This window comes from Micromonospora fluostatini (genome assembly GCF_050410825.1).
GTDB lineage: Bacteria > Actinomycetota > Actinomycetes > Mycobacteriales > Micromonosporaceae > Micromonospora > Micromonospora rosaria.
In genome coordinates this window covers 2,608,354-2,628,437 of sequence record NZ_CP191251.1, presented here as the reverse complement: position 1 = coordinate 2,628,437, position 20,084 = coordinate 2,608,354, and the positions used below count along the sequence as shown (strand labels likewise).

At 74.3% G+C, this 20,084-nt stretch carries 16 protein-coding genes; 10 read left to right on the top strand and 6 right to left on the bottom strand.

The genetic code is table 11. From position 1 onward, the window contains the following. The first annotated feature begins 8 nt into the window (after window positions 1–8). The 7 genes from ACQUFX_RS11205 (at window position 9) to ACQUFX_RS11175 (ending at window position 7,592) form a co-directional block, all read left to right on the top strand. Window positions 9–1,259: an ATP-grasp domain-containing protein gene (locus ACQUFX_RS11205; protein WP_428965945.1), complete on the top strand. Its 1,251-nt coding sequence runs from the start codon at window positions 9–11 to the stop codon at window positions 1,257–1,259. 609 nt (window positions 1,260–1,868) lie between these two features. Further along, window positions 1,869–3,116 (top strand): FG-GAP repeat domain-containing protein, encoded by a 1,248-nt coding sequence (locus ACQUFX_RS11200; protein WP_428965944.1) that lies wholly within the window; start codon window positions 1,869–1,871, stop codon window positions 3,114–3,116. Continuing rightward, window positions 3,113–3,769 (top strand): ThuA domain-containing protein, encoded by a 657-nt coding sequence (locus ACQUFX_RS11195; RefSeq protein WP_428965943.1) that lies wholly within the window; start codon window positions 3,113–3,115, stop codon window positions 3,767–3,769. The genes ACQUFX_RS11200 and ACQUFX_RS11195 overlap by 4 nt, the downstream gene beginning before the upstream one ends. A gap of 44 nt (window positions 3,770–3,813) precedes the next feature. Further along, window positions 3,814–4,101 carry a response regulator transcription factor gene (locus ACQUFX_RS11190; RefSeq protein WP_428965942.1) on the top strand — a complete coding sequence of 96 codons (288 nt, stop codon included), beginning with the start codon at window positions 3,814–3,816 and terminating at the stop codon, window positions 4,099–4,101. Window positions 4,102–4,277: 176 nt separating this feature from the next. Continuing rightward, window positions 4,278–5,387, top strand: coding sequence for a class II D-tagatose-bisphosphate aldolase non-catalytic subunit (locus ACQUFX_RS11185; RefSeq protein ID WP_428965941.1), 1,110 nt, complete (start codon window positions 4,278–4,280; stop codon window positions 5,385–5,387). 47 nt (window positions 5,388–5,434) lie between these two features. Beyond that, window positions 5,435–6,769: a hypothetical protein gene (locus ACQUFX_RS11180; protein ID WP_428965940.1), complete on the top strand. Its 1,335-nt coding sequence runs from the start codon at window positions 5,435–5,437 to the stop codon at window positions 6,767–6,769. A gap of 25 nt (window positions 6,770–6,794) precedes the next feature. Next, window positions 6,795–7,592 carry an HAD-IA family hydrolase gene (locus tag ACQUFX_RS11175; protein WP_428965939.1) on the top strand — a complete coding sequence of 266 codons (798 nt, stop codon included), beginning with the start codon at window positions 6,795–6,797 and terminating at the stop codon, window positions 7,590–7,592. 95 nt (window positions 7,593–7,687) lie between these two features. Here the strand turns inward: ACQUFX_RS11175 and ACQUFX_RS11170 are convergent, their stop codons facing one another. Continuing rightward, complete coding sequence (locus tag ACQUFX_RS11170) at window positions 7,688–8,131, bottom strand: MarR family winged helix-turn-helix transcriptional regulator (RefSeq protein WP_428965938.1); 444 nt, start codon at window positions 8,129–8,131, stop codon at window positions 7,688–7,690. Between the two features lie 161 nt (window positions 8,132–8,292). On the opposite strand from ACQUFX_RS11170, the gene ACQUFX_RS11165 reads away from it, so the two are divergent. Together ACQUFX_RS11165 and ACQUFX_RS11160 are read left to right on the top strand one after the other, a co-directional pair. Further along, window positions 8,293–9,516 carry an MFS transporter gene (locus ACQUFX_RS11165; RefSeq protein WP_428965937.1) on the top strand — a complete coding sequence of 408 codons (1,224 nt, stop codon included), beginning with the start codon at window positions 8,293–8,295 and terminating at the stop codon, window positions 9,514–9,516. Continuing rightward, window positions 9,513–10,541 carry an LLM class oxidoreductase gene (locus tag ACQUFX_RS11160; RefSeq protein ID WP_428965936.1) on the top strand — a complete coding sequence of 343 codons (1,029 nt, stop codon included), beginning with the start codon at window positions 9,513–9,515 and terminating at the stop codon, window positions 10,539–10,541. Before ACQUFX_RS11165 ends, ACQUFX_RS11160 begins: the two co-directional genes overlap by 4 nt. 31 nt (window positions 10,542–10,572) lie before the next feature. On the opposite strand, the gene ACQUFX_RS11155 is transcribed toward ACQUFX_RS11160, so the two are convergent. The 5 genes from ACQUFX_RS11155 to ACQUFX_RS11135 form a co-directional block, all read right to left on the bottom strand. Next, window positions 10,573–12,501: an ATP-binding cassette domain-containing protein gene (locus ACQUFX_RS11155; RefSeq protein WP_428965935.1), complete on the bottom strand. Its 1,929-nt coding sequence runs from the start codon at window positions 12,499–12,501 to the stop codon at window positions 10,573–10,575. Then, window positions 12,498–14,438, bottom strand: a complete 1,941-nt coding sequence (locus ACQUFX_RS11150) for an ATP-binding cassette domain-containing protein (protein ID WP_428965934.1) — start codon at window positions 14,436–14,438, stop codon at window positions 12,498–12,500. The genes ACQUFX_RS11155 and ACQUFX_RS11150 overlap by 4 nt, the downstream gene beginning before the upstream one ends. A 169-nt stretch (window positions 14,439–14,607) precedes the next feature. Further along, window positions 14,608–15,597: an LLM class flavin-dependent oxidoreductase gene (locus ACQUFX_RS11145; protein WP_428965933.1), complete on the bottom strand. Its 990-nt coding sequence runs from the start codon at window positions 15,595–15,597 to the stop codon at window positions 14,608–14,610. Then, complete coding sequence (locus ACQUFX_RS11140) at window positions 15,594–17,024, bottom strand: flavin monoamine oxidase family protein (RefSeq protein WP_428965932.1); 1,431 nt, start codon at window positions 17,022–17,024, stop codon at window positions 15,594–15,596. Before ACQUFX_RS11140 ends, ACQUFX_RS11145 begins: the two co-directional genes overlap by 4 nt. Beyond that, window positions 17,021–18,289, bottom strand: coding sequence for an aromatic ring-hydroxylating oxygenase subunit alpha (locus ACQUFX_RS11135; RefSeq protein WP_428965931.1), 1,269 nt, complete (start codon window positions 18,287–18,289; stop codon window positions 17,021–17,023). Before ACQUFX_RS11135 ends, ACQUFX_RS11140 begins: the two co-directional genes overlap by 4 nt. A 68-nt stretch (window positions 18,290–18,357) precedes the next feature. On the opposite strand from ACQUFX_RS11135, the gene ACQUFX_RS11130 reads away from it, so the two are divergent. Continuing rightward, entirely contained in the window at window positions 18,358–20,082 is a 1,725-nt protein-coding gene (locus ACQUFX_RS11130) for a condensation domain-containing protein (protein WP_428965930.1), read from the top strand. Window positions 20,083–20,084 lie beyond the last annotated feature (2 nt).

Sequence of the window (20,084 nt, the reverse complement as noted above, 5' to 3'; positions counted from 1 at the left end):
GCCACCAGATGGATTCCGCCCCCGCCGCCAACCGGCCGAGACTGCTGCTCGTGGCCAGCGGCATGCAGGCGTACCGGGAGTACCTGCTCGCCTCGCTCGGCGCCCACTACCGGGTCCACCTCCTCCACACCGTGGAGCCGAGCTGGGAACGCCCCCACCTCGACGGCTGGACCGTACTGGAGAGCACCATCGACGGGCCGGCGATGGCGGCGGCGGCCCGCCGGCTGCACGACGAGAGCCCCTTCGCCGGCGTGCTCTGCTGGGACGAGGGGCGCATCCACGCCACCTCCTCCGTCGCCGAGGAACTGGGCTGCCGCAACGGCGACCCGGCGGTGGTCTGGCGGTTGCGGGACAAGGCCCAGACCCGGGAGACGCTGGACCGGGCCGGCGTGCCGCAGCCCCGGTCGGTGCCGGTGAGCACGGTCGAGCAGGCGCTCGCGGCGGCCGACACGATCGGCTACCCGGTGATCCTCAAGCCCCGTGGCCTGGGCGCCAGCCTCGGTGTCGTCCGCGTCGACGACCCCGACGCGCTGCGCCGGTTCTTCCCCTTCACCCGGGACACCCCCGCACCCGACCCGGTCCGGTACCGCACCGACGAGCCCGTCCTGGTCGAGGAGTGCGTGACCGGCGAGGAGATCAGCGTCGACGCGGTGGTGACCGACGGACGGGTCGTCCCACTGTTCGTCGGCCGCAAGGCCGTCGGGTTCCCGCCGTACGCCGAGGAGATCGGTCACCTGGTCGACGCGGCCGATCCCCTGCTGCACGACGACGACTTCGGTGACCTGCTCCAGCGCACGCACGCCGCGTTGGGCTTCCGGGACGGCTGGACGCACACCGAGTTCATGCTCGGTGAGCGGGGACCGCAGCTCATCGAGGTCAACGGCCGGTTGGGCGGCGACCTGATCCCGTACCTCGGCACCCTGGCCACCGGCCTGGACCCGGCGCTGATCGCGGCGGCGGCGGCGTGCGGCCGGCCCCCGGCGGCGACGCCGACCCGGCGGCGCGTGGCGGGCGTGCGCTTCGGCTACGTGGACGCCGACGACACCACGATCGGCCAGGTCACGGTCGACCGCGCGCAACTGCCCGACGCCGTCGACCGGGCGGTGGTGCTGGTGGAACCGGGCCGGACCGTGTCACCACCGCCCCGGGGCACCGTCTGGGGCCGGATCACGTACGTGACGGCGGTGGCCGACACCGTGCAGGAGTGTCAGGACGCGCTCGACGCGGCGGCCAAGGCCGTCTCCTACACCGTGGCCTGAGCCGGACCCGCCACCACCGGCGTGCCGCCGGGCCCCCGGCCCGGTGGCACGCCGGAATCGTGCTGCCCGGAACCGGGCGCGAACAGCGCAATTTCATGGGTTACGGGAGTTTCGCGCCTTATGCTCAGTGGTCCGGCTACATTTTAGAAACCCGCAGGATAGAAACCGGAAACGATCGAGAAACTTCCATACGAATGGTGTCGTGGTACTTGCACGGAGTCAGGTCTCGCCTATACTCGTGATGCAGGCATGGGAAAATGTTTGATGTACAAGCATTCGGCCCGGGAGGTGGTCGATCCCGATCGTTCGACCCTGCCGGGTCGAACTGTGCTCCCGCTCGATTCTGAACCCCGGATCGGGCTGCTTCTCCGTGGAGTGGCACCTATTTGCGTGGGCGCTCTCCGGTCATCCTCCGCTGCCGGCTGCCCGGCCACCTGTGCGGGCGGCCGCGTGCCCCGGAAACCGGACGTCCGACCGTCTGCCGGACTGCCTGGAAACTGTCCCAGATTGGCAACTGTTGATCCACATGTTGGCTCTACTCTAGCCATCACTCCTGTCCCCGGCAACCGCAGGTATTCAGGGAGTTCGACTATGACGGTGACATTCCGCATGCCCACGTTCGAGGAGCATGTGGTGATGAGCGGGCTGACCGACGGCTACTGGATCCAGGCCGTCGACGTCAACGGCGACAACCGGCCCGACCTCGTCACGTCCGGACTGATCGACGGCGAGATCTCGTGGTTCGAGAACCCGGGCTGGACCCGGCGGACCATCGCCCGGGTGAACCGGCCGGTGGGCCTGGACGCCGCCGACCTCACCGGTGACGGCACCCTCGACCTGGTCGTCACGCACGACTACGGCCAGTCGATGTGGGCCTGCGGACCGGGCGACGGCACCGTCTCCTGGCTGCGTAACCCGGGCGACCCCGACCACCGCGGGCCGTGGGAGCGACGCCTCGTCGGGGACCTGCTCTCGGCGCACCGGGTGCAGGTCGGCCGGTTCCGTGCCCCCGACCGGCCGGAACTGGTCGCCCTGCCCATCGTCGGCCCGCACGGTGGCCCGGAGGCGCTGCGGGAGCCGGTCCGGGTGACGCTCTACCAGCCACCGGAGGACCCGCTGACCGCGCAACGGTGGCCGGCGACGGTCGTCGACGACGCCGCGTTCCACATCCTGCACGACCTCACCACGACCCGGCACGGGCCGGCCTGGGGCCCGACCGAGAAACTCGTCGTGGCCAGCGCCGAGGGGCTCAGTTGGCTGGGGGTCGACGACGCCACCGGCCGCTGGCGGCACCAACGCATCCACGAGGGCGAACGCGGCCAGGCGGCGAGGACCGGGTTCACCGGCAGCAACAGCGTGGCCGTCGGCCGGCTGGCCGGCGCCGAGGTCGGCTACCTCGCGACCCTCGAACCGTTCCACGGCAACACGGTGGTCACCTACGTGCCCGCCCCCGACGGCACCTGGACCCGCCACGTGCTGGACGTGTACGCCGACCCGAACGAGGCGGGCGAGGGCCCCGGACACCACGTGGTCGCGGCGGACCTGGACAACGACGGCGAGGACGAGTTCCTCGTCGCGCTGCGCGGACCGATGCCGTGGCAGGGCGTGTTCTGCTACAAGGCCGTCGACGCCGCCCGGGGCTGGTGGGTCAAGACCCGGGTCTCCTCGGCCTCGGCGGCCCGGATCACGGTCGCCGACTTCGACGGCGACGGGCTGCTCGACTTCGCGACCATCGGCTACTACGTGCCCGGCTACTTCCTCGCCGACAACCCCACCGTGTCGATCCACCGCAACACCGGGTGCCGGCCGTCGTCCGACCGTGAGCACACCCGACTGAGGGGAGAACTGATCCGATGAGACGCGCGCTCTATCTCTGCGGCGGGTGGGCCGGCCACCAGCCCTACGCGGTGGCCGAGTGGGCGGTGCCCCACCTCGACGACCTCGGCTTCGCGGTGGAGCTGACCAGCGACCCCTACCGCTTCGAGGACGACCTGACCGGCTACGACCTCATCCTGCTCGGCTGGACCCAGGGGCACACCACGGAGAACCTCACCCGCGCCCAGGAAGAAGGCCTGCTGGGCGCGGTCGAGCGCGGTACCGGGGTGGCCGGGTGGCACGGGATGGCCGCGTCCTTCCGGGCCAGCCTCCGGTACAACCACCTCGTCGGCGGGTCGTGCGTCGACCACCCCGGCGGGGAGGGCGTCCGGGTGCCGTACGAGGTGTCCGTGACGGCGCGGCACCCGGTCACCGAGGGGGTGGCCTCGTTCCCGGTCGCCTCCGAGCAGTACTACATGCACGTCGACCCGACCAACCTGGTGCTCGCGGAGACGGTCTTCAGCGGCGAGCACCTGCCCTGGATCGAGGGCGCCCGGATGCCGGTGGCGTGGGTCCGTTCCTGGGGTGCCGGCCGCGTCTTCTACTGCTCGGTCGGCCACTATCCGGAGGATCTCCAGCACCCGGACGCCACCCGGCTGGTGCGGCAGGGCATTTCCTGGGCCGCCCGCTCCTGACATCGCGACCGGTACGGGGAGACGGTGCGGTGGACTCATTGCGGATGACAACCCATGAAACGACTGTCGACGTCGGTGTGCAACGTCCGTTGGAGCGGCCTCGCTGGCTCGCCGCGGTCGCGCGGATACCCCTGCTGACCGACCGTGAACGCGAGGTGGCGACGCTTCTCGGCGCGGGTCTGTCCAATCGTGCCATTTCCGGTTCGCTGAAGATCTCGGAACGGACGACGAAGGCGCACGTCGCGGGGATCATGCGGAAACTCGGCGTGGAGTCCCGGCTCCAGGCGGGACTGGTCGCGTTCGCGTACCAGCAGTGGACCAAAGAACAATAGAAGCGATCACCCTCCACTTGGGAATATCGATCGTGGCGAAGCGGTCGGATGCGATCCCGACCAGCCGGAAACTGCTTCGCCGAACCCGGTCGGCCAGGCTTCCCGAGAAAGGGAAAGACATGACTTCTGCCCATCGGAGGACGGTCCCCGTGCCCTCGCGGCTCGGTATCGGTCCCATGTCGAAGAATGCCGTCGACGCCTGCATCGCGGTGGCCCACCGTCGTCGCCAGCCGCTGATGCTCATCCCGAGTCGCCGGCAGGTCGAGGCCGCCGCCCAGGGCGGCGGCTACGTCGAGGGCTGGAACACCGAGACGTTCGCCGCGTACGTCCGCCGCCACGACCCGGAGGGGCTCATCCTGCTCTGCCGGGACCACGGCGGCCCGTACCAGAACCCCCGGGAGCGCGCCGAACGGCTCAGCGGGGAGGCCGCGATGATCTCGGCCATGGCCTCCTTCCGGGAGGACGTCCAACAGGGCTTCGACCTGCTGCACATCGACACCTCGATGGACCTCGACGGGGTGGCCGACGTCCAGGTGGCGATCGACCGCGCGGTCGAGCTGTACGGCGAGTGCGCCGAGGCCGCCGCGCAGGCCGGCCGGAGCCCGATGTACGAGATCGGCTTCGAGGACCAGGGGCGGGACACCAACGACCCGTTCGAGTTCCGCGACCAGCTCGACGCCATGCTGGCCGCGCTGGCCCGGCACGGGTTGCCCCGCCCCACCTTCGTGGTGGCCCAGACGGCGACCAAGGTGGTGGAGACCGACAACGTCGGGGCGTTCAGCGCCGCCCCGAGCGCGGTGACCTACACCGTGTCGGCGCTGGCCGGGCTCACCGCGGACCGGGGCATCGCCCTCAAGGCGCACAACTGCGACTACCTCACCGGAGCCGAGGTGCGCGCGTTGTCCGGGGCCGGGGTGGACGCCCTCAACGTCGCGCCGGAGTTCGGTGTGGTCGAGACCCGCGCCTTCCTCCGCCTGCTGGACCGCCTCGGGCTCACCGCGCAGCGTGACGCCTTCCTCGCCGAGGCGTACGCGTCGGGGCTGTGGCGCAAGTGGATGGCCCCGGACACCGCAGCCACCGACACCGACCGGGCGGTCATCGCCGGGCACTACGTGTACGGGTCGGCGACGTTCGCCGAGATCAAGGAGGTGGCGGCGAAGGCGGCGATCCGCGAGGGCATCGACGTCGACACGTACCTGCGCGACGCGGTCGCCGAGGCGATCGAGAGGTACGCCGCCGCGCTGCCGCACCCCGTGCCCTCGCCCCTGGCCGTGGCGGGCAACTGATGCCGGCGCGGCATTGCCCGCCGCGACCCCGTGAGGAGGATCCCGCGATGCTGAGCCCGAACGACACCGCCGTCACCGACAGCCCGGTCGTCGCCGACAGCGCCGTCATCGACGACAGCGCGGTCATCGACGACATCACCGCGCACGCCGAGGCGATGAGCCGCCGCGAGGAGGAACTGCTGGCCAAACTGGTCGGCGAACTCGGCGCGGAGGTGGTGGGGGAACTGACCGAGGGCGGTTCGCCGGCCCGGCTGCTCAAGGTCACCCTGCCGGACGGGAGCCCGCACGTCATCAAGCTGCTGGTCGACCTGCCCGGCGCGGTGGACGGCCACGACCTGGGGTCGTTCCGCCTCAAGATCCGGCAGATCGACAAGGTCCGCGACGAGAACCCGGACCTGCGCTACTTCTACACCGACAAGACCCACGAGTTCCACGGCGAGGACTGGGCCGCGTACACGATGCCGTTCTACCCGAACGAGGACGTCGCGGCGTGCCTGCGGGCCGACGAGCCCCAGGTGGAGCTCTTCTACGACCGGCTCGGCGCGGCGCTGCGCCTGCTGGTGACGCACGGGTACCGCAAGGACCGGGTGGCCGGCGGGCGCGGCACCATCGCCGACGTGCACGCCGACCGGCTGGACCGCCGGTTCTGGCTGCTGGCCAAGTACCTGCCGGAGGCGATGACCGGCCCGGACCGGATCGTGGTCAACGGCCGTTCGTGCCGGCATCCGCAGCAGCTCGCCCGACTGATCATGGCCCGGCCGGAGCTGACCGCGGGCATCGACCCGACCTGGCTCTACTACCCGGTGCACGGCGACCTGAACACCCGCAACATCCTGGTGACCCCGCCCGGGGCGGGCCTGCGCGACACCGAGGAGGGGTTCCGGATCATCGACCCGCGCGGCACCCTCGACCTCTGGGACATCTCCTACGACGTGGCCAAGGTGCTGTTCAGCCTCAGCGTCTGGGACGGCGGCCTGCGCAAGGGCTTCGAGATCACGCAGCCGCCGGACGCCGCCGGGTCCACCTTCGACCTGCGCTTCCGGGGGCAGCCGTACCCCGGGTACGTCACCGCCGCGCACCGCTTCCTCGGCTTCCTGACCGAGCACCCCGAGTTCGCGCAGCTCAGCCGGGAGGACCCCGGCTGGCGGGACCGGCTGCTGCTCGGGCACGCCTTCCACCTCCTCGCCGAGGCGGCGTGCCGGCTGTCGGACATCAAGAAGCGCACCGACGAGCAGAGCGAGTCGGAGATCAGCCCGCTGGAACTCGCCGCCGGCCACTACCTCTACGGCGTCCTGTTCCTCGAGGACGCGGTGGCGCAACTGGAGGCCACCGGTCACATCGACCCGCAGACCCACCTCGGTCTGCTGCCCGCCGCGTCGTGACCGCAGCGAAGGGGAGGTGCACCCGATGACGACGTCGACGGGGCTGCGGGCGTACGACGCGCTGCTGTTCGACCTGGACGGCACGACCCACCTCGTCTGCTGCCCGCCGCGTCGTGACCGCAGCGAAGGGGAGGTGCACCCGATGACGACGTCGACGGGGCTGCGGGCGTACGACGCGCTGCTGTTCGACCTGGACGGCACGCTTGTCGACTCGGGAGCGGCCATCGAACGGGCCTGGCGTGGCTGGTCCGACCGGCACGGTCTCGACGCCGAGCGGGTGCTGGAGACCTCGGTGGGGCGGCGCGGCGTGGAGACGGTGGCCCTGGTCGCGCCGCACCTGGACAGCGTGCGGGAGGCCGGGAACCTGGAGGCGGGACAGGCGCGGGACACCGGGGGCGTCGTGCCCACGCCCGGCGCCGGGACCGTGCTCGCCGCGGCGGCCGGCGGGCCGTGGGCGGTGGTGACCTCGGGTACCCGGCCGGTCGCCCTCGCCCGGCTGCGCGCCGCCGGCCTGCCGGTGCCGACCGTGCTGGTGACCGCCGACGACGTGACGGCGGGCAAGCCCGACCCGCAGGGATACCTGCTCGCGGCGCGGCGGCTGGGCGTCGAGGCGGGGCGGTGCGTGGTGTTCGAGGACACCTGGCCGGGCGTCCTGGCCGGTCAGCGTGCCGGGATGGCGGTCGTCGGCATCGCCGGTGCCGGGTTGGGCGCCACCGTCACCCCCGACCTGGTGGTGGATCGGCTCAGCCGGTTGGACGTGCGGTGGTCGTCGGGGACCGTGTCGGTGACGCTGCGCCCGGCGGGCGACCGGGGCGACACCTGATGCTCCGGTCGCCGTGGGTGGGTCCGTCCGGGACGGTGCGTCGTCCCGGACGGACCGGCCCGTCCGCTCTCGGTCGGGACGGGCGGGTGGGGGCGTCAGCAGTGGCGGAGCTTGTCGACCACGTGGGCGAGCTGGGCGTCGTCGGCCGCCGTGTCCAGGGCCTGGTGGAGCACCCGCTGGTAGACCCGGCGGGCCCGGGCGACCAGGGCCCGGCCGGCCGGGGTGATCTGGGTGTAGACGCCACGCCGGTCGGTCGCGCACATGTACCGCTCGGTCAGCCCGGCCTTCTCCAGCCGGGCGACGAGGCGGCTCAGCGAGCTCTGGTTGAGCGGGATGGCGGCGGCGAGGACCTGTTGCCGCAGGTGGCCGTCGTCGTCGGAGGCGTCCAGGGTGGCCAGGGCGATGTACTCCGACAGGGAGAGCGCGAACTTCTCCTGGAGGGCGTGTTCGAGCGTCTCGTTCACCTGCCACTGCAGCAACCGCAGCTCGTGCCACCGCGCGCCGATCTCGTCCGTGGCGGCGCGCTGAGCAGCGGACACTTCCCGAGGCATGGTCGACCCCCTCCCCGGAAGCCTGTCACACCGGGCAGGGACACGCAACCAATCCCAACTTATGCTTTGAAGTATTATGCATATGCATGTAACTTGAGGCTGTCACCACGGAGAGACACCGTGCCTGCACTCAAATCGTGGAGCCCGACATGTCAAGCAGCACCACCGCGACGAAACCCCGCATGCCCATCGCCCTCTACGCGCTGACCGTCACCGCCTTCGGCATCGGCACCACCGAATTCGTGATCATGGGACTGCTGCCCGAGGTGGCCCGGGACCTGTCGGTCAGCATCCCCTCCGCCGGCCTGCTGGTGACCGGCTACGCGCTCGGCGTCGTGGTCGGCGCGCCCACCCTGACCGCCCTGACCGCCGGCATGGAACGCAAACGCCTGCTGCTGATGCTGGTCGTCATCTTCATCCTCGGCAACGTCCTGTGCGCCGTCGCCTGGAGCTACTCGGTGCTGATGACGGCCCGGGTGATCACCGCGTTCGCGCACGGGGCGTTCTTCGGGGTCGGCTCCGTCGTGGCCACCCGACTGGTGCCCAAGGACCGGCAGGCCGCCGCCATCGCCATCATGTTCACCGGCTCCACCCTGGCCAACATCCTCGGCGTTCCCGCCGGCACGCTGCTCGGCCAGAACTTCGGCTGGCGGTCCACGTTCTGGGTGGTGGCCGTGCTCGGCGCGATCGCCGCCGTCGGCACCCTGCTGCTCGTCCCCAAGGTCGAGAACCACGCCCCGTCCAGCTTCCGGATCGAGGTCCGGGCCCTGGCCCGCCGGCAGGTCCAACTCGCGCTGCTGATGACCGTGCTCGGGTACGGCGGTGTCTTCACCGCCTTCACCTACATCGCGCCGCTGCTGACCGACGTGACCGGCTACAGCGCCAGCTCGGTCGGGCTGCTGCTCGTCCTCTTCGGCGCCGGCCTCTTCCTCGGCAACATCCTCGCCGGCAAGGCCGCCGACCGGGCGCTCATGCCCACCCTCTACACCGTCCTCACCCTGCTGGCCCTGGTCCTCGCCGCGCTGACCCTGGCCAGCCACGACAAGCTCGCCATGGCGGTGGTGATGTTCCTGCTCGGCGGCGCCGCGTTCGGCACCGTGCCACCGTTGCAGATGCGGGTGCTCTCCGAGGCCGGCGACGCCCCGGCCGTGGCCAGCGCCTCCAACATCGCCGCGTTCAACCTCGGCAACGCCGGTGGCGCGTTCCTCGGCGGCCGGATCATCGCCGGTGGCCTCGGGCTGCCCGCCCTGGGCTGGGTGGCCGCGCTCGTCACCCTCAGCGGACTCGCCGTCGCCGTCTACTCCGGCAGCCTCGACCGGCGCCGCGACACCAGCCACCTGGCCACCGCCACCACCGGGGCGACCAGCCGATGACCACCGACCTCACCCCACCGCGCGTCGTGGGCCGGCACCCGGCCCTGGCCCGCCTCTGCGGAGCCGACCTGCTGACCCTCGGCCTGGAACTGCCGCTCGACAACGACTGGCACCGCCTCGCCACCCACACCCGGCTGCCGTCCGACGGTCCGCCCGGCGTGCCGGACATGAGCCGGCACGCCGAGTACGCCCGGTTGGCCGACACCTCCGGCTTCGCCGCCCTGTGGCTGCGCGACGTCCCGCTCTACGACCCCCAGTTCGGCGACGCCGGTCAGGTCTTCGACCCGTTCCCGTACCTGGGCTACCTGGCCGGCGTGACCCGGCGGGTCGTGCTGGGCACCGCGGCGATCGCCCTGCCCCTGCGCCACCCGCTGCACGTCGCGAAGATGGCCGCCACCATCGACCGGCTCTCCGGCGGACGGCTGCTGCTCGGCGTCGCGACCGGCGACCGGCCGGTGGAGTTCCCCACCTTCGGCGTCGACTTCGACACCCGCGCCGAACGGCTGCGCGACGGGGTCCGGGCGATGCGCCACGCCTGGCGCTCCGGCGCCGACGCCGGCCCCGGCCAGCTCCGGCTGCTCCCGACCCCCACCCACGACGACGCCGTGCCAGTGGTCATCGCGGGCCGGGGCGGGCAGGACCTCGCGTGGATCGCCGAGCACCTCGACGCCTACGTCACCTACCACCGGGCGCCGGACCAGATGCGGCCGGTGGTCGACCAGTGGCGGGCGGCGACCACCGCACCGCACCACAAACCCCTGTTCACCACCATGGTCATCGACCTCGACGAGAATCCCGCAGCGCCCACCCGCCCGATCCGTTTCGGCGCGCACCTGGGCCGCCACGCCCTCGTCGGGTACCTGCGCGGTCTCGCGGACGCGGGCGTCACCCACGTCGCCCTCAACCTGCGGCCGAGCCGCCGCCCGGTCGACGAGGTCATCCAGGAACTGGCGGCGGAGGTCCTGCCGCACTTCCCGACCCCACCCGGCGACCACGGTGCCGGATCGGCGGGTGCCGGAGGCTAGCCGGGCCGGGCGACCGACCGGTCCCCACGGGTCAGTCGCCCGGCACGTGCGACCCGGGCTCCGCACCGCCGGGGCCCGGTCCGTCCGGGAGGGCCGCCGCACGCCGGCCCTCCCGGGCGTACGCCTCGGCCTGGATGCGGTACAGGGTGGCGTACCGGCCACCGGGGACGGCCAGCAACTCCTGGTGGGTGCCCACCTCGACGAGCCGGCCCCGGTGCAGGGTGAGAATGAGATCCGCGCCGGTGACGGTGGAGAACCGGTGCGACACGATCACCGTGACGGCGTTGGTCCGGGCCGCCGCGCGGCGGGACCGCTCCATCTGCCGGTCGAAGATCTCCTGTTCACTGGGCGCGTCGAGGGACGCGGTCGGCTCGTCCAACAGGAACAGCAGCGGCGCCGGGCGCATCGCGGCGCGGGCCAACGCGGTCTTCTGCCACTGCCCCTCGGACAGGTCCACACCCCCGAACGCGGCGTCCAGTTCGGTCTCCAGGCCGTCCGGCAGCCGGTCCACCAGGCCGGTCGCGTCGACCTCCCGCACCGCCGCCGTGATCCGCTCACGGTCCTCGATCCGGGGCAGGTCACCGAGGCCGACGTTCTCCGCGAAACGGGTGGGGAACCGGCCGAAGTCCTGGAAGGTGGCGCTGATCCGGGCCCGCCACGGCCGCGTGGCCACCTCGTCCAGCGGTACCCCGTCGACCAGGATCCGGCCGCTGTCCGGCCGGTACATCTTGCCCAGGAGCTTGACCACCGTGGTCTTGCCCGAGCCGTACTCGCCGACCAGCGCCACCACCGCCCCGGCCGGCAGGTGCACGCTGACCCCGGCCAGGGCCGGCCCGGTCGCACCGGGGTAGTGGTAGCCGACCCCCTCGAAGGTGATCCCGTGCCGCAGCCGCTCCGGCGCCGGGGCCGACCCGCCGGTCCGCTCCCGCTCCGCGCGGACGTAGTCGCGTAGCCACAGGTACGGCTCGATGACCCGACCGGCGCTGGCGACGTTGGTGGTGTACCGGACGCCGGTGTGCACCGACTGCCGCAGCGCGGCGGCGACGGTGACGGCGAGGACCAGGTCACCGGCGGAGCCGGTACCCCGGGCGGCCTGGTACACGACCAGGGCGAGCGCGGCGCCGAAGCCGGTGGTGAACAGCAGCCAGCCCGCCGTCCGCCAGCCGGCGGCGACCAGGTGCGCGCGGCACCGTACCCGCATGGCCTCGTCCCAGGCGGCGGCCTGCCGGCGGGCCACCGCCGCGCCCGCGCCCGCGACCCGGATCTCCTTGCCGCCGGCCGGATCGGTGGCCAGGTCGAACAGGTGCCGCTGCCGGCGGAACGGCTCGGCGGTGGCGAGGTCGGCCCGGATGATCGCGTTGTTCCCCCGCTGGTCGAACCAGAGCGGCACGGCGGCGAAGGCCAGCAGCCACAGCAGCCACGGGTTCACCGTGCCGAGCAGCAGCAGCATGACGGTGAGTTCCAGCACCGCGAAGAGGACACCGTTGGCCGACCAGAGGCTCAGCACGATCTCCCAGCCGGCGTTGCGGACCAGGGTGAGCCGGTCGGCGACGTCGGTGCGCTCCAGGTGTTCCAGGCCGTCGAGCGTGGTGATGTCGCGGTGGATCCGTGGATTGAGGTCGAGGACGGCGACCTTGCCGATGAGGATCCCGGCGGTGTGCGAGTCCAACGCGCCGAGCACGATCCCCGCCGCCCCGGCCAGCCCGGCGCCGGCCGCACCGGCGACCGCGCTGCCGACGTCACCACGGATCATCGCGTCCACGGCGACCCGCAGGGCCAGGGCGCCACCGACGACGGCGGCGGCCATCCCGGCCGGGATGACGAACTGCATCGCGGTGAGGACCGGGGCCCGGCGCCAGGACAGGACCAGCAGGTCGACCCAGAGCAGCAGGTACCGCCGGTACCGGTGGGTGGGGTGCGCGGCGGTCCGGGCGTCGTCGGCCGGCGGGTGGCCGCTCACCCGTGCCCCCCACCGGTCGGTACGCCGGGCGGGGTGGCCTGCGCGTCGACGGCGAACCGGCGGGCCTGGATGGCGAACAGGTCGGCGTACCGGCCGCCGTGGGCGATCAACTCGTCGTGGTCGCCGGTCTCGGTGATCCGGCCGCCGTCGAGCAGCACGATCCGGTCGGCCTGACGGACCGTGGAGAGGCGGTGGGAGATCAGCACCACGCTCGCCCCGCCCCGGTTCGCGGCCAGCCGGTGGAAGACCTCGAACTCGGTACGGACGTCCAGGTGCGCGGTCGGCTCGTCGAGCACCAGCAGGTCGGCCCCCATCCGGAGGGCGTAGTGCGCGCGGGCCAGCACGACCTGCTGCCACTGGCCACCGGACAGGTCCACCCCGCCGGTCGCGGTCCGGGCCAGCGGGGTGTCCCAGCCCGCCGGTAGCCGCTCCAGCACCGGCGCGAGCCCGGCGTCGTCGGCGGCGGCGGCGAGGGCGGCCGGATCCGGCGGGAGGTCACCCCGACCGAGGACGACGTTGTCCCGGGCGGGGAGGTGGTACCGGACGAAGTCCTGGAAGACGATGGCCAGCCGGCGTCGCCAGGCCGTGGCCCCGAGCGTCGCGACGTCCACGCCGTCGGCGGTGATCCGGCCCTCGTCCGGTTCGTAGAGCCCGGCGAGGAGCTTGATCAGGGTGGACTTGCCGGCGCCGTTGAGGCCGACCACGGCGAGCAGCTCACCGGGGCGGATCTCCAGGTCCAGGCGGTCGAGGACCGGCCGCCCGGTGCCCGGGTAGCGGAACGAGACCTGCTCGAACCGGACCAGCGCCGGCCCGGTCCGGCGCACCGGCTGGCCGGCGCGGGCGGTGCCGTCCGCACCGCTCGCCGGGGCCGTGCCGTGGCGGGCGGTACCGGTGGAGTCCGGGTCGGCGGCCGCTCGGGAGGTCGCGGACGGGGTCGGGGCGGGCAGCCGGTCGGCGAGGTCGACCGTGGCGCGCAGGCAGCCGGCGGCGGAGACGGCCACCCGCAGGTCCTCGCTCCAGCCCAGCGCCTGGAAGATGGCCACGCCGCTGGCCAGGACCGCCGTGGCGGCGACGACCCGGTCCGCGCCCGCGCCGGCCGCGCCGGCCGCGACCACCGCGTAGCCGGCGACCAGGGGCACGCCGACCAGCAGGAGTTGACCGGCCTCGCGGGGCATCGCCCGGGTCAGCGACGCCCAGACGGGGGCGTCCATGGCCAGGGCGTGCCGCTGGATCCGTGCGGTCAGCCAGCCCCCGAGGTCGTACACACGGATGTCCTTGCCCTCGGCCGGTGAGGTCGCCGCGTGCTGCCACCGCTGGTTGCGGGCGCCGTCGACGGTCCCGGCCCGCCAGGTGGCGATGCCCCGCGCCGCGTCGCGCTGCCGGATCACGCCGTTGACCAGGGCGGGCAGCAGCAGCGCCGGGACCAGCCAGCCGGCGTAGCGGGCCAGCACCAGGCAGGCGCCGGCCACCCCGATCAGGCTGGCGGCCAGCCGGAGGCCGGCGACCGCGCCCGCGCCGGGGGTGTGCTCGGTCCAGTTCTCCGGGTCGGCGCGGGAGGCCCGGATCAGGGCCCGGACCTGCGGGTCCTCCAGCGGCGCGATGCTCGTCCCGGCGGCGGACAGGCCGGCGACGCGGGCCCGGTGGGCGCCGTCGACGCGGGCCGTGGCCAGGAACGCCAGCGGTGCCGCCACGGTGTCCACGACGTGGCCGAGCAGCAGCACCAGGACGAAGACGAGCAGCGGCAGCACCATCACCGACAGCGGCGCGTCGGTGGGGACGGCGGCCTGGATCCGGCCGACCAGGTGCGCCATCGCGACCGCGCTGGCCGGCGGCAGCAGGGCGCCGAGGACGAGCAGCAGGGCCAGGGCGGCCGTGAGCGGGGTCCGGGCCGCGCGGAGCGCGCCGGCCAGCAGCCGGACGTCGGTCAGGAACGCCACCGGTGCCTCCTCGTCGGGTGGTGGACGGGACCGGCCGTGGTGGTGGGCCGGCGGGTGGGTCCGCCCGGACCGGCGCACCGGCGCCCCGGGACGCCGCCCGGGACGGTCGGGGCGGCGACGGTGGTCGAGGCCGGGACGGCGTGCGGGGTCGGGACGGTGGTCGGGACGGTCACGGTCGGGGTGGTCCCTGCTCGGCCCACGACCACGCCTGCCGGGGGTCGCGGCGCCACGGGTCGAAGGACTCCAGCCACCAGGTGGCGCCGACGGCCCGGTACCCGGCGGCCAGGTCACGGGCGCGCGGCAGGTCGTCGGGCGGCAGCCGGCCGGGCACCGCCACCGTCCAGCCGACCGGCCGCGACGGCGCGGCGACCGGAGGCAGGTCCGCGGTAGCCGGCACGGCGGCGGTAGCCGGCACGGCGGCGGTAGCCGGCACGGCAGCGGCCGGACGCCCGGTGGCGGCCAGGACGGCGGCGAGTTCCGCCCGGTCCGGTCCGCGCAGCCCGCCGCCGGGCTCCCGGACCATCGGGACCACGCCGTCCCAGCGGGCCGCCCGGGCCAGTGGGGCGCGGCTGCGGGCCGGCCAGGTGGCGGCGACCCAGACCGGGATCCGGGGACGCTGCACCGGCGGTGGCAGGAACGTGACCCGGTCCAGCCGTACCCGGTCGCCGTGGTGGCTGATCTCCTCGCCGCTCCACAGCCGCTCCAGGACCGCGAGCGACTCGTCGACCTGCCGGGCCCTGGTGGCGAGGTCCGGGTCGAGGCCGAAGGCGGCGAAGTCGGTGTCGGCGCTGGCGCCGAGGCCCACGCCGAGGACCAGCCGGCCACCGGAGAGGTGGTCGAGGGTGGCGGTCTCGCGGGCGACCTTCCAGGGGTGCCGCTGGGCCAGGGGGGTGACCACGGGGCCGCTGCGGATCCGTCGGGTGCCGGTCAGCATCGCCGTGACGGCCGTCCAGGTGTCGACCAGCGGCAGCCGGGTCGCCCGGTCGAGCAGCAGGTGGTCCCAGAGGAACACCCCGTCCCACCCGGAGTCCTCGGCGGCGCGGGCGAGCTGCAGCAACCGGAGCGGGTCGGCGTAGTAGCCGGCGTTGGGCAGCAGCAGGCCGAACCGGAGCCCGCCGCCGGTCGGCTCGCCCGCCGGCGGCGGGCCGGCGGCGGTCACCGGGCGTCCCGCCGGGGCGCGGGAGGGCCGGCCGCGAGGATCCGCCGGGCGGCCTCCTGACCGGAGCGGACCGCGCCTTCGAGGTGGCCGTAGAACAGCGGGCTGCGTTCCGTCCCGGCCCAGTGGACCGGCCCGACCGTGGTCACCGGCCGGTCGGGGGCGGCCGGCGACCACGGCGGGCCCTCGGTGGTCCACCACCCGGGTTCGGGGACGGCCGCGTAGCAGCCCTCGACGGTCGGCTCGGCCTGCCAGTCCCGGTCGAGCAGGGCCAGTGGCGTCCGGGCGGCCGGCCCGAACCAGCCGGCCAAACGGTCGAGGACGGCCGCCCGGCGGGCGGCGGCGGACAGGGCGGCGTACTGGCGGGCGTCCGGGCCGGTGACGAAGCCGACGAGCACGCCGAGCCCGTCCCGGCCGGCCGAGTCGTCCACCACGTACCGCAGCGGGCCGGTGCCGGCGGTGACCCAGCCGGACAGTCCGGCGTCGGTCCAGAACGGACGCTCGTAGACCAGGTGCAGTTTCACGGCGGCGCCCCGGGTCCGGGGCGGTCCCGGGGGCGGGCTCACCCCCGGCAGGCGCAGCCGGATCCGGGTCGCCGGGCCCGGGGGCACCGCCACGACCACCTGGGCGCAGCGGACGACCAGACCGGGGCCGACGACCCGGACCAGACCCCGGCCCGTGCCGGTGCCGGACTGGTCGGGGTACAGGTCGGTGACCGGGGTGCCGAGCCGGACCGGTCGGGGCAGCGCCGCCGCCATCCGGTCGGCCAGCGACTGTGCGCCGCCGGTGAACCGGTCCTGCTGGGCGCCGCCGGCGAACGCCGTCAGGTAGTGCGTCCCGCCGCCGGAGGCCAGGTAGAACAGCAGGTGCAGCAGGCCGACCTCGGCCGGGTCGGCGGCGAGCATCTGCCGGACCAGCAGGTCGAGCAGCAGCCGGGCGTCCGGGTGGGTGAGGGTCCGGGCGGCCCAGGCCGCGACGGTCAGCCGGTCCCACCCGGCGGCGCCCGGGGCGGCACCGGGGTCGGCCGGCGGGACGGTGGCGGCGAGGTCGTCGAGCCGGTCCAGCAGGTCGCCGACGGCGAGGGCGTTGAAGGCCGGCCGGGTACCGTCGGACCGCAGCGGGCCGGCCCCGAGGTCGACCAGGGTCGCCCCGGCCGCGGCGGTCGGGGTCAGCGTCAGCCCGAACCGGGCCGCCAGGTCACGGACCCGCGTGTGGCGGGTACCGACGTAGGCGCCGCCGGCGTCCAGGGCCTGCCCGTACCGGTGGTGGCTGACGGTCCGGCCACCCACCCGGTCGAGCGCCTCGACGACCTGGACCCGCCGGCCGGCCGCCACCAGGTCGGTGGCGGCGGCCAACCCCGCGAGGCCGGAACCGACCACCACCACGTCCACCGTCACCGGATCGGCGGCGGACGGCCGGTCGCCGGTCACCGGGCCGGCCCCGGGTCGGTACCGGTCGGCCCGGCACCCCGGTACGCCTCGGCGAGCCGGGCCAGGAAGGTGTGCAGCAGGTCCTCCTGCGGGGCGAGCGGCCCGGGGCGGTACCCACCGCCGGAGACGCCCCGCTGCACCGACTCGCAGGCCGCCCAGTCCTGCTGGTTCGTGGTGTGCCAGAAGGACACCGCGTAGCCGGGGTCGGTGCCGGCGTCGACCAGCTCCGCCGCGAGGAGCCACTCGCACTCGACCCTCGTCCGGTCCGCCGCGAGCGGAACCAGCCGGTGGGTGACCAGGTGGTCGGGGGTCGCGGTGACGAAGAGGCCCGGCGGCAGCAGGTGGTAGCGGACCTGGCGGACGGCGTCCTCGTCGAGGTCCGGGAACGTCCAGTCCGGGCCGGCGCCGTCCAGCGACATCGTGGCGGCGGAGTTGCGCAGGTCCAGGTGGCCGCCGAGCCAGGCGCCGGTGGCGGGGAAGCTCTCCCCGCCGTCGGTACGCTGCACCCGGCTCAGCTCCGGATGGGTGCTGGGGCAGTGGTAGCACTCCAGGTAGTTCTCCACGACCAGCTTCCAGTTCGCCGCCACGTCGTACGCCTGCGTGGCGACCACCCGCAGGGTGTCGGGCCGGTACGGCGCGAGCACGGCGTCGAGGTCGCCGACCACCTCGGCCAGCGGCGGCGCGTCGCCGGAGAGGTCGACGAAGAGCCAGCCCCGCCACTGCGCCGAGCGGACCGGCAGCAGGTCCAGGTCCGCGTCCGGCGGCGGGTCGAACCGGGGCGCGTGCCGCAGGCTGCCGTCCAGCCGGTAGACCCAGGCGTGGTAGGCGCACCAGACGGTCGAGCGGCGGACCGTGCAGCCCCGGCCGACCAGTTCGTGGCCCCGGTGCCGGCAGGTGTTGCGGAAGGTCCGCAGGGCGCCGGTGGCGTCGCGGACGGCGAGCACGCCGGCGCCGGCCACGTCCAGCCCGGCCTGCTCGCCCGGCGCGGCGAGCCGGTCGACCCGGCCGAGGCAGACCCAGCCCCGCCGCCAGAACCGCTCCTGCTCCCAGGCGAAGACCCGGTCGCTGGTGTACGCCTCGGCGGGCAGCCCCCGGGCCCGGCCGGGTGGCTGGAGCGTCGCCGCCACCGCCTCGGGGGGCAGCGGCGGACCCCCGGCCGGCCCGGCGGGATCGGGTGTGGACGGTGACGCGACCGTCCGGTCCGGACCGGTCCCGGTGCCCGCGTCGGTGGTCGTCCCCGGCTCCTCGGGGCAGCCCTGGGTCATCCTCGGCTCCTCGGGTCCGGCCCCGGCCGTCGTCGGACCCGGCCGGCCGGTCGTGGCATGATCGTGCGGTGAGCGCGGGTGCGGAGATCCGGCGGGCGCCGCTCGGCGGTGCGCAACAGTTCGAGTGGTGGAAGCTGCTCACCGGTGACTGCAACGCCGTCACCGTCGAGTACCGTCCCGAGCCGCCGATTCCGTACCTCCGGGCGCTGGCGGCGCTGCGCGGGCTGCTCGCCCGGCACGAGGCGCTGCGGACCACCTTCCAGCTCGACGACGCGGGGACGCCGGTGCAGGTGGTGCACGCCCCCGGCGAGCCGTCGGTCCGGTTCTGCGACGCGGAGTCCGACGCCGGCCGGGCGGCGTTCCGACGGACGCTGACCGAGCCGCCGTTCACCGCGACCGACACCGAGCTGGTCCGCTTCGGCGTGGTCTGCTGGGACGAGCTCGTCGTGGAGCTGCTGGTCGTGGTCAGCCACGCGGTCTTCGACGGGCACAGCCAACGGCTCGTGCGGGCCGAGCTGGTCGAGGCGTGCGGCGCCGACGCGCCGCCCGGCCCCGCCCGACCCGCTGTGGAACGACCCGCTGTGGAACGACCCGCTGTGGAACGGCCCGCTGTGGAACGGCCCGACCGGGCCGGGGACGTCGGCCACCAGCCCGTCGACTCGGCCCGGGCCGAGGTCTCCGGCGAGCTGGTGCCGGGCCGCGAGGCCGCGGAACGGTTCTGGCGGGAGGAGGTACGCCACCTGCCCGCCCGGCTGTTCGTGCCGTCCCGGCCGGGGGTGTTCCAGCGGTACGGCGCGTCGTACCGTTCCGCCGCCCTCGCGCCGGCGCTGGTGCTCGCCGCCCGCCGGCACCGGACCACCCCCACGGTGGTGTACTCGGCGCTGGTGCACGCCCTGCTGGCGATCATGTCCGGGGAACCGGCGACCGTGGTGCGCAACCACTTCGCCGGGCGTACCACCGGGGAACGCGGCACGGTCGGCTGCTACCACTGCATCCTCCCCACCACCGTCGACGTCTCGGACAATCCGTCCGTGGGCACGCTGATCGAGCGGGTACGGGTGCGGATGTTCCGGGTGCAGAGCCGGTACCGGGTGGGTCAGCTCACGTTGCGCGAGACGCTGGCCGCCGAGGAGCGGCGACGCGGGGTCCCCTTCGCGGCCGGCACGACGGTCAACTTCGACCACAGCCCGGAGCTGACCGAGCTGCTGGGGCGCGACGACCGGGAGCTGACCGACCTGCTGGCCACCTCCGGTGAGCTGGAGCTGGCGATGGGGCGCAACGAGGTCACCCCGGACCGGGACGGCTTCGACGCGTACCTGATGACCACCGTCGAGCCCGCTGCGGCGTGGGTCCTGGCCAGCTTCAACAGCATGGTCCTCGACCCGGGGCAGATGCGGGCGCTGCTGGCCGGCCCGGAGCGGATCCTGCGGGCGCACCTCGCCGGCCCGGACCTGACCCTCGACCAGGTGGCCGCCCGACTCGGCGGTGACCTCGGCGACCCGGTACGGGTGGGCCTGCGCCCCGACGAGGAGCTGGACCCGCCGCCGGCCCACGACGGCGGGGCCCCGGTGGCCCCGGCGCTGGCGGCGCTGCGCGGCGCGGTGGCGCGGCTGCACGGGGGCGACGACGTCGATCCGGACCGGTGCTACCTGGCGCTCGGCGGCCGGTTGCTGCTGGTGCCGGCGGTGCTCGCCCGGCTCGCCGGGGCCGGCTGGACCGGACTGGCGCCCGACGACTTCGCCCGGCCGGAGTCGCTGACCCGGCTGGCGGGGCGGCTGCGCCGGGCCGGGTGACC